This window comes from Gordonia sp. KTR9, from assembly GCF_000143885.2.
Classification (GTDB): Bacteria; Actinomycetota; Actinomycetes; order Mycobacteriales; family Mycobacteriaceae; genus Gordonia.
Genome location: NC_018581.1, coordinates 1,206,054 through 1,221,570, shown reverse-complemented (window position 1 = coordinate 1,221,570; position 15,517 = coordinate 1,206,054). Strand labels below are relative to the sequence as shown.

At 65.5% G+C, this 15,517-nt stretch carries 15 protein-coding genes; 12 read left to right on the top strand and 3 right to left on the bottom strand.

The features are described from left to right. The first annotated feature begins 5 nt into the window (after positions 1 to 5). Both gmd and KTR9_RS06270 read left to right on the top strand, forming a co-directional pair. The gene (gene gmd / locus KTR9_RS06275) at positions 6 to 1,037 is read left to right on the top strand and encodes a GDP-mannose 4,6-dehydratase (RefSeq protein ID WP_014925688.1); all 1,032 of its coding nucleotides are present in this window, start codon (positions 6 to 8) and stop codon (positions 1,035 to 1,037) included. Continuing rightward, the gene (locus KTR9_RS06270) at positions 1,034 to 2,053 is read left to right on the top strand and encodes a GDP-L-fucose synthase family protein (RefSeq protein ID WP_044506057.1); all 1,020 of its coding nucleotides are present in this window, start codon (positions 1,034 to 1,036) and stop codon (positions 2,051 to 2,053) included. The genes gmd and KTR9_RS06270 overlap by 4 nt, the downstream gene beginning before the upstream one ends. On the opposite strand, the gene KTR9_RS06265 is transcribed toward KTR9_RS06270, so the two are convergent. Next, the gene (locus KTR9_RS06265; RefSeq protein WP_238554055.1) at positions 2,021 to 2,464 is read right to left on the bottom strand and encodes an acetyltransferase; all 444 of its coding nucleotides are present in this window, start codon (positions 2,462 to 2,464) and stop codon (positions 2,021 to 2,023) included. The genes KTR9_RS06270 and KTR9_RS06265 overlap by 33 nt on opposite strands. Before the next feature lie 77 nt (positions 2,465 to 2,541). Between KTR9_RS06265 and KTR9_RS06260 the strand changes: the two genes are divergently transcribed. Genes KTR9_RS06260 through KTR9_RS06215 form a run of 10 tightly spaced genes read left to right on the top strand, consistent with a single transcriptional unit; the run spans position 2,542 to position 12,736 of the window. After that, entirely contained in the window at positions 2,542 to 3,834 is a 1,293-nt protein-coding gene (locus tag KTR9_RS06260; protein WP_148281153.1) for a glycosyltransferase family 4 protein, read from the top strand. Next, entirely contained in the window at positions 3,831 to 4,409 is a 579-nt protein-coding gene (locus KTR9_RS06255; RefSeq protein ID WP_044506053.1) for an acetyltransferase, read from the top strand. The genes KTR9_RS06260 and KTR9_RS06255 overlap by 4 nt, the downstream gene beginning before the upstream one ends. Next, the gene (locus KTR9_RS06250; protein ID WP_014925683.1) at positions 4,406 to 5,545 is read left to right on the top strand and encodes a glycosyltransferase; all 1,140 of its coding nucleotides are present in this window, start codon (positions 4,406 to 4,408) and stop codon (positions 5,543 to 5,545) included. Before KTR9_RS06255 ends, KTR9_RS06250 begins: the two co-directional genes overlap by 4 nt. Continuing rightward, positions 5,532 to 6,380, top strand: coding sequence for a glycosyltransferase (locus KTR9_RS06245; protein WP_014925682.1), 849 nt, complete (start codon positions 5,532 to 5,534; stop codon positions 6,378 to 6,380). Before KTR9_RS06250 ends, KTR9_RS06245 begins: the two co-directional genes overlap by 14 nt. Beyond that, a complete protein-coding gene (locus KTR9_RS06240; RefSeq protein WP_014925681.1) occupies positions 6,364 to 8,379 on the top strand; it encodes a GDSL-type esterase/lipase family protein in 2,016 nt (671 codons plus the stop codon). Before KTR9_RS06245 ends, KTR9_RS06240 begins: the two co-directional genes overlap by 17 nt. Then, positions 8,376 to 9,032, top strand: coding sequence for a hypothetical protein (locus KTR9_RS06235; protein WP_014925680.1), 657 nt, complete (start codon positions 8,376 to 8,378; stop codon positions 9,030 to 9,032). Before KTR9_RS06240 ends, KTR9_RS06235 begins: the two co-directional genes overlap by 4 nt. Beyond that, positions 9,029 to 9,718 carry an acyltransferase gene (locus tag KTR9_RS06230; protein ID WP_014925679.1) on the top strand — a complete coding sequence of 230 codons (690 nt, stop codon included), beginning with the start codon at positions 9,029 to 9,031 and terminating at the stop codon, positions 9,716 to 9,718. The genes KTR9_RS06235 and KTR9_RS06230 overlap by 4 nt, the downstream gene beginning before the upstream one ends. After that, on the top strand, positions 9,718 to 10,440 hold the full coding sequence (locus KTR9_RS06225) for a hypothetical protein (RefSeq protein ID WP_044506051.1): 723 nt from the start codon (positions 9,718 to 9,720) through the stop codon (positions 10,438 to 10,440). Before KTR9_RS06230 ends, KTR9_RS06225 begins: the two co-directional genes overlap by 1 nt. Continuing rightward, on the top strand, positions 10,437 to 11,741 hold the full coding sequence (locus KTR9_RS06220) for an O-antigen ligase family protein (RefSeq protein WP_044507651.1): 1,305 nt from the start codon (positions 10,437 to 10,439) through the stop codon (positions 11,739 to 11,741). The genes KTR9_RS06225 and KTR9_RS06220 overlap by 4 nt, the downstream gene beginning before the upstream one ends. After that, the gene (locus KTR9_RS06215) at positions 11,738 to 12,736 is read left to right on the top strand and encodes a YveK family protein (RefSeq protein WP_083888935.1); all 999 of its coding nucleotides are present in this window, start codon (positions 11,738 to 11,740) and stop codon (positions 12,734 to 12,736) included. Before KTR9_RS06220 ends, KTR9_RS06215 begins: the two co-directional genes overlap by 4 nt. A 292-nt stretch (positions 12,737 to 13,028) precedes the next feature. Here the strand turns inward: KTR9_RS06215 and KTR9_RS06210 are convergent, their stop codons facing one another. Next, positions 13,029 to 14,042: an acyltransferase family protein gene (locus KTR9_RS06210; RefSeq protein ID WP_014925676.1), complete on the bottom strand. Its 1,014-nt coding sequence runs from the start codon at positions 14,040 to 14,042 to the stop codon at positions 13,029 to 13,031. Between the two features lie 138 nt (positions 14,043 to 14,180). Beyond that, positions 14,181 to 15,350 (bottom strand): O-antigen ligase family protein, encoded by a 1,170-nt coding sequence (locus KTR9_RS06205; RefSeq protein WP_158409747.1) that lies wholly within the window; start codon positions 15,348 to 15,350, stop codon positions 14,181 to 14,183. Positions 15,351 to 15,517: the final 167 nt, after the last annotated feature.

Genomic DNA, 15,517 nt, shown 5'->3' with positions numbered 1-15,517 from the left:
GCACCATGAAGAAGGCCCTGATCACCGGGATCACCGGTCAGGACGGCTCCTACCTCGCCGAACTGCTCCTGTCCAAAGGCTATGAGGTACACGGATTGATCCGACGCTCGTCGTCGTTCAACACCGCCCGGATCGACCACCTCTACCAGGACCCGCACGACCCGTTCGCCCGACTGTTCCTTCATTACGGGGATCTCAGCGACGGTGCGCGCCTGGTCACGCTGCTGGCATCGATCGACCCGGACGAGGTCTACAACCTGGCCGCGCAGTCGCACGTCCGCGTCAGTTTCGACGAGCCCGAGCACACCGGTGACACCACCGGGATCGGGTCGGTCCGATTGCTGGAAGCCGTGCGTCAGGCCGGCATCCGATGCCGGTATTACCAGGCATCCAGCTCGGAGATGTTCGGCGCGTCTCCCCCGCCGCAGAACGAGGACACCCTGTTCTATCCGCGATCCCCGTACGGAGCGGCGAAGGTCTACTCGTACTGGGTCACCCGCAACTACCGCGAGGCCTATGGCCTGTTCGCCGTCAACGGCATCTTGTTCAACCACGAATCACCGCGTCGTGGAGAGACTTTAGTGACGCGCAAGATAACCCGCGCGGTCGCCCGGATCAAGGCCGGCGTGCAGAAGGACCTCTACATGGGCAACCTCGACGCCGTGCGCGACTGGGGGTACGCGCCGGAGTACGTCGAGGGCATGTGGCGCATGCTGCAGGCCGACGAACCCTCCGACTACGTCCTCGCGACCGGCGTGCCCTTCACCGTCCGCGACTTCCTCCAGCACGCCTTCGATCACGCCGGCCTCGACTGGCGCGAGCACGTCGTGTTCGACGAGCGGTACCTGCGCCCCACCGAGGTCGATTCGCTGATCGGCGATGCGTCGAAGGCCGAACTGGACCTCGGGTGGCGCGCTGCGGTCCGCGCGCCGGAGCTCGCACGGATCATGGTCGACGCCGACATCGCGGCCCTGAAATGCGAGGGCACGGAGTGGATCGACAAACCGCAACTGCTCGCCTGGAGTCGCGCGTCATGACGATGTCCACCGCTCGAACGAGCTGGTCGCCGGGGCCACTCGACCCGTCGGCCTCCGTCTACGTCGCGGGTCATCGCGGCCTCGCCGGTTCGGCTCTCGTGCGAGCGCTCCGGCGGCGCGGGATCACCGACATCATCGGTCGCACCAGCCGCCGACTCGACCTCCGGGACCGGCACAGTGTCTTCGAGTTCTTCGCGCACACCACACCCGACGTGGTGATCTTGGCCGCCGCCCGGGTCGGCGGGATCGCCGCCAACAACAGGTGGCCCGTCGATTTTCTCTCCGAGAATCTGCGCATCCAGGTCAACGTCCTCGACGCTGCTGCCGCCTACGGCGTCGAGCGCCTGCTGTTCCTCGGGTCGTCGTGCATCTACCCGAAGTTCGCCCCGCAGCCGATCCGCGAGGACGCGCTGCTGACCGGCGCCCTGGAACCGACCAACGACGCGTACGCGATCGCCAAGATCGCGGGAATCATGCAGGTGCAGGCGACGCGACGGCAGTACGGGTTGCCCTGGATCTCCGCGATGCCCACGAATCTGTACGGGCCGAACGACAACTTCTCCGGGGAGACGAGCCACCTGCTGCCGGCGATGATCCGACGGTACGAATCGGCGCGCCGGGGGGCCGCGCCGAGTGTGACCAACTGGGGAAGCGGAACACCGCGTCGCGAGCTTCTCCACGCCGACGACATGGCCGAAGCCTGCCTGTACCTGCTCGAACACCACGACGATCCCCGTCAGGTGAACATCGGGACCGGCGTGGATCACTCGATCGCCGAGATCGCCGAGATCGTGGCCGATGCGGTGGGTTACGACGGTACGGTCGAATGGGACACCACCAAACCCGATGGGACGCCGCGGAAGCTGCTCGACGTCAGCACCATTCACGAATTGGGATGGCGGCCGACGATCGGTCTCGAACGGGGTGTCGCGGAGGTCGTCGACTGGTACCGGTCGGCCTACCACTCAGCGAGCGTGGGCAACTCACAGATCGGGGCCGGCGATGTCCGGGTCTGAGTCGTCGGTGATCACCGACGCCACCACCACCGTTCCGGGCGCGACGTCCCGGGAGACCGTCGCGGCGGCCCCCACGACCGCGCGTCGTCCGATGGTCACCGGGCCGGTCACACGCGCTCGCAACGCAATCCACGCACCGTCCTCCACGACGAGCTCCCCGAGCGCATCGGCCGGACACAGCAGTGCGGCGGCTTGCGAGACCACGACGTTCGCGCCGATCCGGATCGAACCCGCACTGTCGAGGGTCACCGCCTCACCGATCCACGAGTCCTCGCCGATCACAAGCCGCGCCGGACTGGTCACCCGCACCCGGGGCCGCATCAGCACGCCGCGACCGATCTGCGCACCGAACACCCGAAGCACCGCCAGGCGAACGGAATTGGGCACGAACACCCATCCGATCGCACGCATCACGAAAGGCCAAGCCAGCGATGGCAACTGAGCTAACACGATCGCCATCGTATCGAATCGGACGCAATTCGGGGCCGGTGAACCGCGTCGTCGAACCGCAGGATCGGCCGGAGGAGCGCAAGTGTGTCGACTTCATCGCGATCAACTACGCGCCCGAGGTCACCGGTATCGCGCCCTACGTCACCGACATCACCCGGCGCCTCGCCGCCCGTGGGTGGAGCGTGCGCGTCATCACCGGTTACCCGCACTACCCCCAGTGGCGCCTCGACGGTGACATGGCGGATTACACGTCCACGGTCGTCGATCAGGGGGTGATCGTGGTGCGTGTCCCGCACAGCATCCCGGAAGGTACTGCGCTGGTGCCCCGCTCACGGATGGAGCTCGAATTCGGGCTGCGCGCCATCGTCGCCCACCTGCGCCCGGAGGCGGTCACCGTGATGGCCAGTCCGCCGCTCATCGCCTCGGCGTTGGTGATGTTGCGGCGCAAGATCGGTCGTCGCACGCTGTCGCCGATGGGGGTGTGGGTCCACGACCTGTACAGCCAGGCGGTCACCGAGGCGGCCGCAGGTGGCACCCTCAGCCGCACTCTCGTCGGCAGGCTCGAGAAGTTCGCGCTGTGTTCGGCCGACGAGGTGGCGGTGGTGCATCCGCGCTTCGGCGAGATCATCGTCGACCGTCTCGGCGTCGACCCGTCGGTGGTGACCCACGTTCGCAACTGGACGCAGGTTCGCCACGAGCCGCGCGCGCCTCGAGACATGGCGCGTGCCGAACTCGGCATCCCCACCGACGCGATCGTCGCGGTGCACGCCGGCAACATGGGCCAGAAGCAGGGCCTGGAGAACCTCGTCGACTCCGCTCGGCTGGTCGCCGGGTCGACGAGTGCAGCAGCGCGGAAGGTGCACCTCTATCTGGTCGGGGACGGCAACCAGCGTCGGCATCTCGAGGACCGCGCCCGCGGGTGCCCCGACATCACCTTCGTCGACTCGCTCCCCGACGATCGGTTCCACCTCATGCTCTCCGCCGCCGACGTCCTGGTGGTCAACGAGAAGCCCGGCGTGGTCGAGATGTCGTTGCCGAGCAAGCTCACCACCTACTTCAGCTACGGAATACCCGTGGTGGCAGCCGTTTCCGATGATGGGATCACCGCTGCCGAGGTCCGGCGCTCGCACGCCGGCGTCGTCGTCCCGGCGGGTGATCCGGCTGCGCTGCTCTCGACCATCGCCCAGATCGCCACCGACACCACCGCGGCACTGACCATGGGTGAGGCGGGCGAACGGTATGCGGAGGAGGTTCTCGGTGCCGATGCGGCAGTCGAGAGGTTCGAGATGTGGCTGCACAAGCTGTCGCACCACGCCTCGGTACGGGCATGACCGTGACGACGCCGACCACGACAACCGCGCGCTCCGAGGTCATGTCCGAGCTGGAACCCCGACGCCTGTGCGACTACATCGTCGACAAGTCGGATCGCGGACGCAACCGACTGTGGATGATCACCTGGCTGGGTGTCGGTGCCGTCCTGCGAAGCGGCGTCGGCGGCACACTGCTGCGCTGTTCCCTGTTGCGCGCCTTCGGCGCACGGGTGGGCGCCGGTTGCGACATCCATCGCAGCTTCCGAGTCCACTTCCCCTGGAAGTTGGGCCTCGACGACGGCGTGCGGATCGACCGCGACGTGTGGATCATCAATCCGGAACCGGTGTCCATCGGCGCCGAATGCACCCTCGGCCGACGTACGGTCATCTGCTCGGGCGGGCATGATCACCGCTCGCCCACCTTCACCCGCACGAGCGAGTCGGTCGTCATCAGCGACCGGTGCCACCTCGGCAACGGCGTGACAGTGCTGAAGGGGGTTGTGCTGCAACCCGGTACGCACGTGCCGGCCGGAGCGGTAATCATCCCGGCGATCTCGGCGAAGTCGCGTCGGACGGCACCGGGTGGCCGGCCATGAAGATCCTGCAGGTACTCACACTCCTCTCCCCGGCCGGCGAGTTCGGCGGCCCCGCCACCGTGGCGGTCAACCAGAGCAGCGCGCTGGCCGCACTGGGGCACGAGGTCACGCTCATCGCCGGCTCGTGTGACGGGCCCGCACCCGCCCCCGACGTGCCCGGCGTTCGGGTCCTCACGTTCCCGACGCGAACCGTCGGCCGCGGGCGGAACTTCTCCCGCCTCGTCGCGCCGTCGATGCTGCGCTGGATCCGTGCCCACGCCGGTGATTTCGACGTCGCGCACGTCCATCTCGGTCGCGACTTCGTGACCCTCCCCGCCGCCCGCCTGCTGTCGTGGAGCAACGTCCCGACCCATGTGCAGACACACGGGATGATCAATCCCCGGCCGTCGCTGCCCTACCAGGTCATCGACCGGGCCCTCACGATTCCGGCGGTGCGCGACGCCCGAACGGCGTTCTACCTCAATGACGTCGAACTGCGGAAGCTCCGCTCGGCGATCGGAGATGCGCCCCACTACCGATATCTGGGCAACGGTGTGCCACTGCCCGACGCGGCCTCGACAGCCCGAACCCAGCCCGACGGACCGCCCGAGGTGCTCTTTCTCGCCCGGTTGCACCCCCGCAAGCGAGCTGTCACGTTCGCCCGCGTCGCGACCGAACTCGCGCCGCGATTCCGGGCGCTCTTCACGATCGCCGGACCCGACGAAGGCGACGGGCCGGCCGTCGACGAGGTGCTGCGCAGCTTCCGAGCGACGCACGACGCCGAGATCGCCTGCCGCATCCGGCGCGAACCACCGGTCCCCGCCGGCCAGGTGGCCGACCGCCTCGCGCGGGCCACGATCTACGTTCTCCCGTCGATCCATGAACCGCTGCCGATGTCGGTCCTCGAAGCAATGGCCGCGGGCCTGCCGGTGGTGGTCACCGACACCTGCGGGTTCGCCGGCCTGGTCGCCGACGCCGACGCCGGTCTCGTCGTCGACGACTCGATCGGTGCGCTGTCGGCGGCCCTGACCGGACTCCTCGCCGACCCGGACCGCGCACGCGCACAGGGATCGCGGGGGCGGCGCGCCGTCGAACAGCACTGGGGCATCACGTCGATCGCCCGACAACTCGAGGAGCACTACGATGCGGTCAGCTGAGCTCGCCGACACGACGGACAGCACGGAGACCGTCCGTGTCTCCATCCTTGTTCCGTCCTTCAACCCGGGGGCTCATTTCGAACCGGCGATCCGGTCTGCGCTCCGCCAGCTGAGCGCACTCGACGAGATCCTCATCCAGGACGCGGGTTCGACCGACGGAACCCAGAACCTCATCGCTGCTCTCGTGGAGGCAGACCCGCGGGTGAAGGCCGTGGTCGAAAGCGACGAGGGACAGTCGGACGCCCTCAACCGCGCGCTGGCCCGCGCCGGCGGACAATGGGTGCTCTGGCTCAACGCCGACGACGTGCTCGTCGAGGGCGCACTCGCCGCTGTCCGCGCGGCGGTGCGCGATTCGCCCGGCGCAACAGTGCTGACCGGCGATCACCAGCTGCTCCGGGCCGGTGGCGAGGTGGTCGGCAACTACCATGGCAAGCCCATCGAGACACGAACCCTGTTGCGGCGCTCCACATGCGCGTCGTTCTCCGGTTCGGTGATCATCCGCCGGGACTATCTCGAGTCGCTCGGCGGGTTCGACAAACACCTGCACTGCACGATGGACTACTCGTTGCAGTTCCGGATCGCCGAGACCGCGCCGGAACAGCGGTCGATGCCGGTTCCGATCGGCGCGTTGCGCTTCCACGATGCCTCGAAATCGGCCAACCTGTGGCGGACCTTCCTCGTCGAATCGTTCCGCCTGCGGATGCGGTATGCGACGTCACCCGCGGACCGCCTGCTGGGACTGGTGGGCACCGTCGAGCAACTCGCCTCGTTTCTCGTCTTCCGCATCCGGTTGACCCCGGGCTACCGAAGGTTGCGCGGTGTCCTCCGTGATTGACGAGAGCCGCGCCGGCAACCGGCTGCGCACCGACGCCACCGTGCGGATTCTGGCCCGGGTGGCCAGTTCCGCGATGCTCGGCGCGTTCCTCCTGCTCCTTGCCCGAGCACTCCCGGTCGACACGTTCGGCCAGTACGTTCTCGCGTACACGCTCGGCGTGGTGGCCGGCCTCGCCGTGGGCTTCGGTGCACCGATCCGGGTGATGCGCGTCGGCGCATCCGACGATGACCACGCCACCGCGGCAGGTCTGTACGTCGCGCACACCATCGCGGTATCCACGGTCTTCCTCATCATCGTTGCGGGACTTGCCTTCTCCGGTCTACCCCTGATCGTCGTCGCGGGCGTGATGTTCGCCTACTCCGACACTGTGCAGAACTTCGCGCAGAACTTCCTGGCAGGCACCCATGCGCATACCGCCGCCAGCTGCCTCGTCGTCGTGCAGCGAGCCGTACCCCTCGCGGTGTGGGGAGTGCTGGCTTTGTCCGGAAGCGACCTGGGTGCCGCCGCGCTCGTCGCGATCTTCGCGTGCACGGCCGCGACAGCGCTGCTGGTGCCGGCGGTATCCGTCGGGGTCCGGGGACTGCGCACCGCCGCCGGTGAGCTCCGCGGGCCCGGGGCAGGCACCGCGCGCTACTGGGCGCTGGCGATGTCGGGGACGCTGGCACAGCTGCAGGTCTCGGCCCTCGCGGTCTGTGCGCCCCCGCTGACCGTCGGCTACTTCGCGATGGCGACGCGCGTCACCGGGCCCCTCACCCTGCTCTCCGCCGCGCTGTCGACAGTCGCGGTCCCCGAGCTCGCCCGGCACGTCGACGACGCGTCGACCTTCGACCGGATCTACCGTCGCTACCGAAACGTCGTCGGCGCCTACTGCGTCGTCGTCGTCCTCGCGGCATGGCCGGTCGCCTGGGTAATCGTGCAGATCGTCGGCGCAAAATACGAACCCGCCCAGAACCTGATCATCGGCATGATCATCGCGGCGGGCATCTCCTCGGTCTCCCAGGCGATCAGCTCCAAGCACATCGCGGCAGGCCGACCCGGCACGGTGACCGCGGCGATCGTCCTGGGCGGTGTGGTGACGCTGCTCTTGCTCCTGCTCGCCGGCGCGCTCGACCACCTCGATGCGATCTGGCTCGCGCCCATCGCCGGTCAACTCCTCGTACTCACCGCCCTGCTCTCCGACGTCCACGAAGGTGGGAGAATGACCAGACTCGTCCGAACACATTGGGAGAAAGCACTTCTGGTGGTCGCCGTGGTGGCTCTCACCTTGACCGCCGGCGTGGCCCTCGCCGCCGCGCGCGAACCCGGAGCCGAAGTCCACCGAGCCGGCGTCGAGGTCACCTCCGCCGCGTCGACGTCGCGGTCGGCGAACAGCGCTCCGGCGGACAGCGACGCGGTCACGATCCTCGTCGTCGGCGACAGCTTCACCGAGGGAACAACATACGGCGGCAAAGGCAGTTCGAACTGGACCCGCATCGCGCAGGGTCGGCTGTCGCAGGAGCGACTGAACGAATGCCCCGTTCTGCTGCGGGTGTCCGGCCGGGGTGGAGCCGGCTACCTCACCACCGGGATCCGGCAGACGACGTTCGCTTCGGAGGCACAACGACTGCTCTCTCCCGACGTCTCGGCGATCGTGCTCGTCGGTAGCGGCAACGACCTCTCGCATCCGGCGAAGCAGTACCGGGCCGCGGTCAACGACACCATCCGCGCGGTGCGCAAGGCTCGACCGGAACTGCCCGTCGTCATCGTCGGCCTGTCCTGGATTCACAACACACCGGCCGCTCCGGAGTATGCGCGCGCCAACAGATTGCTCGCCGACGCCGCGAAACGGCACGGGGCATCCTTTGTCGACCCGATCAGAAGCCGTTGGTACGCCGCCCCACGCGACCACTCGATCGTGGGCGCTGATCTGCGCCACCCGACCGACGAGGGGCACGCCATCATCGCCGACCGCATGACGCCCGTCCTGGAGAGCCTGGCACGGAAGGGCAGCTGCGAATGAGTACGCCGGGAGTCACCCACAGCCGCCCACGGGTCACCCGTGTCGTGACCGCACTGGGAGTTGCTGCCTGCGTCGGACTGATCCTCACGATGGCGGTCGGCACGTTCTCGGCGCAACACGCGACGGTGCAGGCGACGTCGCGTGTCGTGCTCACCTACGAACGCGACGCCATGCAACTGCCGCAGGATTTCGATCCCGCACCCACCATGCTCCTGACACGGAGCATCGAGTCCTACTCGACATTGGTCACGAGCGAGAACTTCCTCCGTCGAGTGATCGACACCCACCACATCGCGATGAGTCCCGCTGAACTCCGCGGGGCAGTGTCGATCACGGCACCGCCCGAGACGACGATCATGGACTTCACCGTCCGAGGCGACGACACGAGCACCGTCGAAGCCGCCGCGATGGGCGTCGGCCGCGAATTCACCACAGCGCTCGCCGAACTCGAGTCGCCGGCACCCATCGAATCGCTCGTCCTCGGGCCGGTCGACGCCCACGAGACATTTCCCGATGCGCTGGCGCGTACCGCTCTGCTCGCAACCCTCGCGGGACTGACCGCGTGCGCTCTCGCGGTCATGTACACGCGGCACCAGGCAGACACACCACGATCCCGACCCACACCGCCCGCAAATGTCTGGAGGACACCATGAAGCGACCCAACAAGTGGCTCAGCCTGATTGCCTGGCTGCTCCCCGCGTCGAAGACGAAGAACGCGGTGCTGCGCACCCTGGGCAACACCATCGGCCACGACGTCAGTCTGGGACCGAACCTCGTGATCGGCTGCGGACCGTTTCGTGTCGGAGACCGCGGAGTGATCGCACCGTTCAACATCTTCCGGCAGTTGGCGCGCGTCGAGCTCGAGAAGGACAACTTCATCGGCCGGCTGAACCAGTTCACGGCAGCACCGTCGTATCAGAAGTTCAGCGACCGCGCCGGAGTGCTGTCGATGGCCGAGCAGGCAGCTGTCACCAACCGCCACTACTTCGACTGCTCTGGCCGGATCGAGATGGGGCCCTACAGCGCGGTGGGCGGCACTCGAAGCCTCCTGCAGTCGCACGAGATCGACATCGTCGAGGACCGGACCACCATCGGCACCATCACTATCGGTGAGCGGAGTCTGACGGCGACCGCGTGTCTCATCCTCAAGAACGCTGCGATACCGGCATACTCGCTCGTCGCCGCGGGTTCGGTGGTGACGGCGTCGTCGCATCCGGCGGTCGGCGACGCCGGGTTGTATGCCGGGGCGCCGGCACGATGGCGACGCGAACTCCCCGAATGCAAGTGGTGGTACCGGTCGTCGTACATGACGCCGGTGCGGGAGGTCGAGGGGTTCTGATGTTTCCGACCTCCAAGTCCAGACTCTCGACGGCACGCCTTGCGCTGTTGGCCGTCGCTGTCATCGCCATCGGTTCGGCATGCAACACCGCTGCTCAGGCCGAACGGTCTGACGATCGGGTCGCCTCGGCACAGGGTGCTGCGTTGCACGTCGACTACGCCACAGCGGCCGCGGTGCCGCCCGGCTTCGTCGCCGTCGAGCGGGGCCGCAACCTGCATCCGCTCCGGGTCTCGGACGGGCGTCTGCTGCACGGTCGGTCCTCGGCGGCCGAAGCGGCGTCCTACCTCTCGACCGACCTCGCACCCGCGCGGGTCACACGAATCGGGGCGACCGTCGGCTTCTCGGGAGACGACGCCGGGGCAATTGCTCTGCTCGTCAGCGCAAAACCGGTGCCGCAGGACGAGTCCGACGCCGCCCCTGACGCCGCGGTGCACTTCGTCGCGACCCGGACGGGATGGTCGTATGCGATCTGGGAGGCTGGAGACGCCGGCCAGACGATCCTGGGCCAGGGCACCTATCGCATCGCCTTCGATCGTGACGCAGCCCGGTTCGAGATCGAACTCGACGGGGACCGGGCGAAGGTCTACCTGCCCGACGCCACGTCGATCGTGTTCACCGACAACCGTATCGCCGACTTCGGCGGCAGCTGGGCGACCTGGGAACTGTACGAGGATGCCCCGGGCACGAGCCCCGCCTCGTTCCGGGAGTTGTGGGCGTCATGACGATGATCTTCGCGACGTTGCTGGTGGCACTGGGCCTCTTCCTCGCAGTCGCGTACGACAGGCAGTGGGCCCGGTATGTCGATCGATTCCTGTGCAGCTGGTTGATCGCTTTGACGGCATGGCCGGTCATCGTCATCTACGCGGTCGCCCCGGCGTTGTGGTCGTCGGCCGATGCCGCCGGAGCGATCTTCGCGGTTCTGTTGTACGGTCCCGCAGCGGGTATGAGTGTGGCGGCCGCCCTCCACGCGGTGGCCACTCGCGGCTTCCGCATCGACGGCTCGGCCGCCATCCTCGCACTGCTCATGGGGTACGCCTGCGCGGCGATGATCGTCGACGGCTCGGGCAGGGTCGTCAATCTCGTCATGTCGATGGCTCTGCTGGTGGGTTTCGTGTTCCGCTACCGATCCTTCGGGCTCGACGAGGTGGCCCGGTCTGCCCGCGTCGCGCTCGTCGTGACGGCGGGAATCCTGCTGATCTCCGTGCTGTTCAACTCGTCTCGCGTGGTCGGTGCATGCCGAATCGACAAGTGCACCGACCTCGGTGCGGTGCTCACCTCCCCGTTCGCCGGCAACGGCAATCTCGCAGGTATCACGATCACTGCACTCTTGCCGTTCGCGGTGTATCGCGTGGCCATGTGGCGTGTCCTCGCCGCCGTCGCGGGGGTCGCGTTGATCGGCCTTCTCGCCGGCAGCCGAACCGCTTTCGGCGGGATCGCGGTCGCCGGCCTGCTCGGAGTGCTGTTGGCCCTCCCGTCGATCACCGCTCGGGTTCGGAACCTGATGCTGGGTCTCGCGCTGGTCGCAAGCGCGGTCTACTCGCTGTTCCCGCTCTACATCGGTTACACCAACGCCGATTACAGCTTGCGGGGCTATCTGTGGAACCAGGCCCTGCGGGAGATTCCCGACCAGTGGTTCTTCGGACACAATCCGGCGTTCTGGGTGGAGTCCGGTGCGTCGCTGTTGTTCAAGGCCAACTATTCGCCGCACAACGGTTGGCTGGAAATCCTGTTGTCGGTCGGCGTCTGGGGAGTCGTGCTGATCGTCCTGGCCGCCGTCGTCAAAGTGGTTCAGACAACCGATGCGACGACCCGGGCGTATCTTCTCGCCTACTTCAGCACGATCCTCGCCCTCAGTTCGCTGGAGGCGGTGTACGTCCCGTACTTCCTCGGCATCGCACCGTTCGCCGCACTGCTCCCCTACTTCCTGTACCAACACCGTTCGCCCGCTCACCGTTCAACCCGATCCCCGTCACCCGTGCCCGGTCACGAGGTTCTCAACGAGTCACAGATGGAGCTCCGATGAAAGTCCTCAACGTCATTGCCGCAAAATGGATGCTCGTCGTGGCATTCACCCTGATCGGTCTCATCGCCGCCATCGGCTATTCGCTGCTACAGCCGCAGACCTACGTCGCGACCGTTCGGACCTACATAGCCACCGGCACTTCCGACATGCTGGAGGCCTACCAGGGCAACCAGGCGGCCCGGGCGAGCATCCAGACGTTCGCGGTGCTGGCGACCGACCCGACCGTTGCGCAGCGAGCGATCGACAGGTCGGGGGTCGACATCTCGCTGCCGCAGTTCATCTCCGAGATCTCGGTCAGCGTCCCGCCGCAGACCGTCATCCTCGATGTGTCTGTCCAGAACTCGACGTCGGCCGACGCAGAGCAGTTGTCCACCGCACTCGCGCAGGAGCTCGTCGGCACCGTCACCGCGCTGCAGGAACCGACCAGCGGCGGTCCGGGTGCGCTTCGACTGGTGGTCGTCGACCCGAACACCCAAGGTGCCGTTCGACAACAGCTCATCGACCCGGTCCTCCTCGGCGTCGGCGCGGCCGGCGGCGCGCTCGCCGGCGCCTTGCTCGCACTGCTCCTCCACCGCCGGCGCGGCGGCGCACCCGAAGTCGAGGAGTCCGAACGGATCCCGGACGGACCGACCACGGGCGACATCGAGGTGACCATCAACTGTCCCTCGAGCGCAATGAGGAGCCACCATGTGCCGGTTGAAGAGTCGGCGGTGAGCAATCACTCGCCGCTGGTCGAGCAGCCGATGAGCACGGGACACAGCCGTCACCCACTGGTTGAGCAGCCGACGGGCGCAGGGCACAGCCGTCTCCCGCTGGTTGAGCAGGCGACGGGCGCAGGGCACAGCCGTCTCCCGCTGGTTGAGCAGGCGACGAGCGCAGCGAGGAGCCGTGTCGAAACCACCGACCGTCCTGCCGCGTACACAGCTCGCCACACTCTCAGTCGGCATTCGGCGACTCGCCGTGGTGGGTTTATCGGGCCGGGTCGGGAGAACTGAGCCAGCGAAAACTCCGGAATTTATTACGTCTCTATAGCTTTCGTCAATCCCACACCCCTGAACGCGTTGGGATGCAGACAGGGGCCGCGAGATTGCGTCAACTTGTGACCGTCTACAGGTTTACAAAACTCCGTTAGCGGAATCGAACGGCGCCCGTAAAAGTCCGACTTCGGAAGCTCGTCCCCCTTTCAGGCCAACGACGCAACTGCTCCGCCCGGGGACCGCAACAGCATCGACTAGACACTACGCTGGTGTGCAGGGTTCATAATCTATTTCGCTGGTCACCGATTGCCTAGTCAAGCGCCTTCGGGCCTCGACTCGGGGCCCTCCCAGAGGCGCGAATCGTCACTCGATGCCGGCTTGGGAATTCGAATAACCAACCAATCGGCTTGAACCGATGGCGCATCATCATGAACCCGATACTGGTGCCGACTCCGATCACTAGGAGAGCCGGGAAGAGCAGCCATGGGTTAACAACACCGTGTTGGGAGAGCAATGTGCCGGCGGACTTGATCGCGATCAAGTGGACGACGTACAGCACGATCGATTCTCGGCCGAGGTACGTCAAGCCATCACGAAGCCTAGACTGCGGAATGCGAGGAGCGATACATAGGGCTAAGAACAACCCACATACCACTGGTATAAAGTACAGAGGTTCGTACAGAACCTTCCAGTGCGCGACACTGAATCCTGATGCGATAGCGCCAATCACGAAGACACCCACGAGGACAGACGGTCGGTTATATCCGGACAACCGGGATGCGTGGTCAGAGTAAATCTTTCCAAGGACAAAGAACGCAAAGAGGAAAGCCATCTTTTCCAACCGAAAATCTGCGGTAAGGAAGTGGGAGGCGGCGAGCGCGATTAATGCTGGAATCCAGAACGGAACTGGTCGAATAATCCATGCAACTGTGTAAAAGATCAGCAGAAACCAGAGGTACCAGAGATGCGTCTCGACAGGATCATAGACGGCGCGGGCAACTGTGTAGCCAGTTAAATCCCCTTGAGCCGCCAGGGCAATTAATGTCCAGACGGCATAAGGCCAAAGAATCTTCCGCGCCTTGCCGTCGAAGTACACGCCCGCCGGCTTGGACAGTGAAAAATTGAGAAGCATACCACTGAGGAACATCAGCATCGGCATCCTGAACGGCTGCAGTGCCAAATTGAATATCTCGATAACCCTGGGGTAGGAGTCGGCGTAGTAGTTCAACGCTAGACCGGAGTGAAGAACAACGACCAAGAGCATTGCAATACCACGTAGGGCGTCCATCCACTCAAACCGTTGCTTCTGCACACCCAGAATCATGCCGGTCCCCGTGCAGTCCAGCTTACTCAAAACGGGTTAATGTCACGGAATTTTCTTTTCGGACGCAGCATGGGCAGAGGAGTGTGCCTGTCTTGCCCCGAGCAGCAGCAACAGCGAACCAAGCGCTGGATGCGCGCTCTAATCCGAAGGAAACCTGGGTTGGCGCCGACTGGTCGACTCTTGTGACGTCTGCCGGTGGGCGCGCCGGTTCTGCGGTTCGCAGACGGCGCCTAGGCTCCCTCTCTCGAAAGCACATACTGCCAGCGCAAGTCCACTCCACACGATGAAAGCGTGTGGACTGAGTCGCCACGCACGGAGAGGGTCTTCGGCAATCTCGCATAACAAGAGTGCCAGCAGAAACAGAGCTGGAATACTGGAAACTGGGAAACACCGGCGAAACCGCACCGCAATGACGAATAGGGCGAGCATCGTTGCCGTTACGGCCGCCCATCCACCGACCGCTAATTGGGTCAACCACATGTTGTGCGCCGTCCCAGCGCGAGCGCCGATCGCGGATGCGAACGCGTTGTCGCTGACCTCGAACACCGTCGTTCCCCACCCGAACAGCGGATGTTCGGGGATATAGAACCGAGTCACCTTCCAAATTAGTCCGCGATTGGTGAACGCCGCATCTTCGGTTGTGCGAAGCGGGACGATGACGATCGCTCCTGCCGCAATGATCCAAGCTCCGGTGACCAACCGAGTTGTAGGACGCAACCTGCCGACCTTCACGGTGACCAACACGCAGGTAATTATCACAGCAGCCACGATCGAGATCCGAGATGCGGACCAAACGAGTGCGACTCCCACGACTAGTCCTCCAATGAGGCGTTCCTTTCCCCGAAGGGCCAAGAGCACGAATGGCAACGAGAGCGTCATGGCCAGCCCTAGAATATTGGAGTGGCTGTAAGGACCCGCCAGGGCAGCTTCCCCGATGATCGCTTTGTCGTCAGTTTGATGCCAGCCGTATGGCATTGAGCCTATCCCCATCAGCCCCAGAGCGACACTGGCTGCAGCAGTCGCAACACCGATTCGTCCGACGAGAACACAGACATCGCGGACTGCCGGCGCCGCCAGAAAGAAGGCGAGGAGCATCAGCGGCCAGACAAACTCGTAATACTCAGGAGCAATCGAAGATATAAGTGCAGACTCTAGTACGTAGATTACAGCCCACGGCAAAACAATCACGACAGGTATGAGAAAGGGAACGGCTGATCGCTGGCTTCGATCACCGATCGACAGCAGAACCGAGAGCAATAGTGCTGTTATGAGTAGGAGCATTGTCGTTTTCGTGACATAATCGGCCAATGGTGCCGAGGGGGCGACAACGTCGGAACGGAGCGAATCGCGCCCGCTCGTGAGCAACTGCGCCAAGCTCGCGCCCCAGGAGTACACCCACAGGAACACGACGGAACACAGAGCTAGAGTTGCCTGAGCCGGCCGCGGGGATCCCATGTGGGGATCCTCGTTCTCCG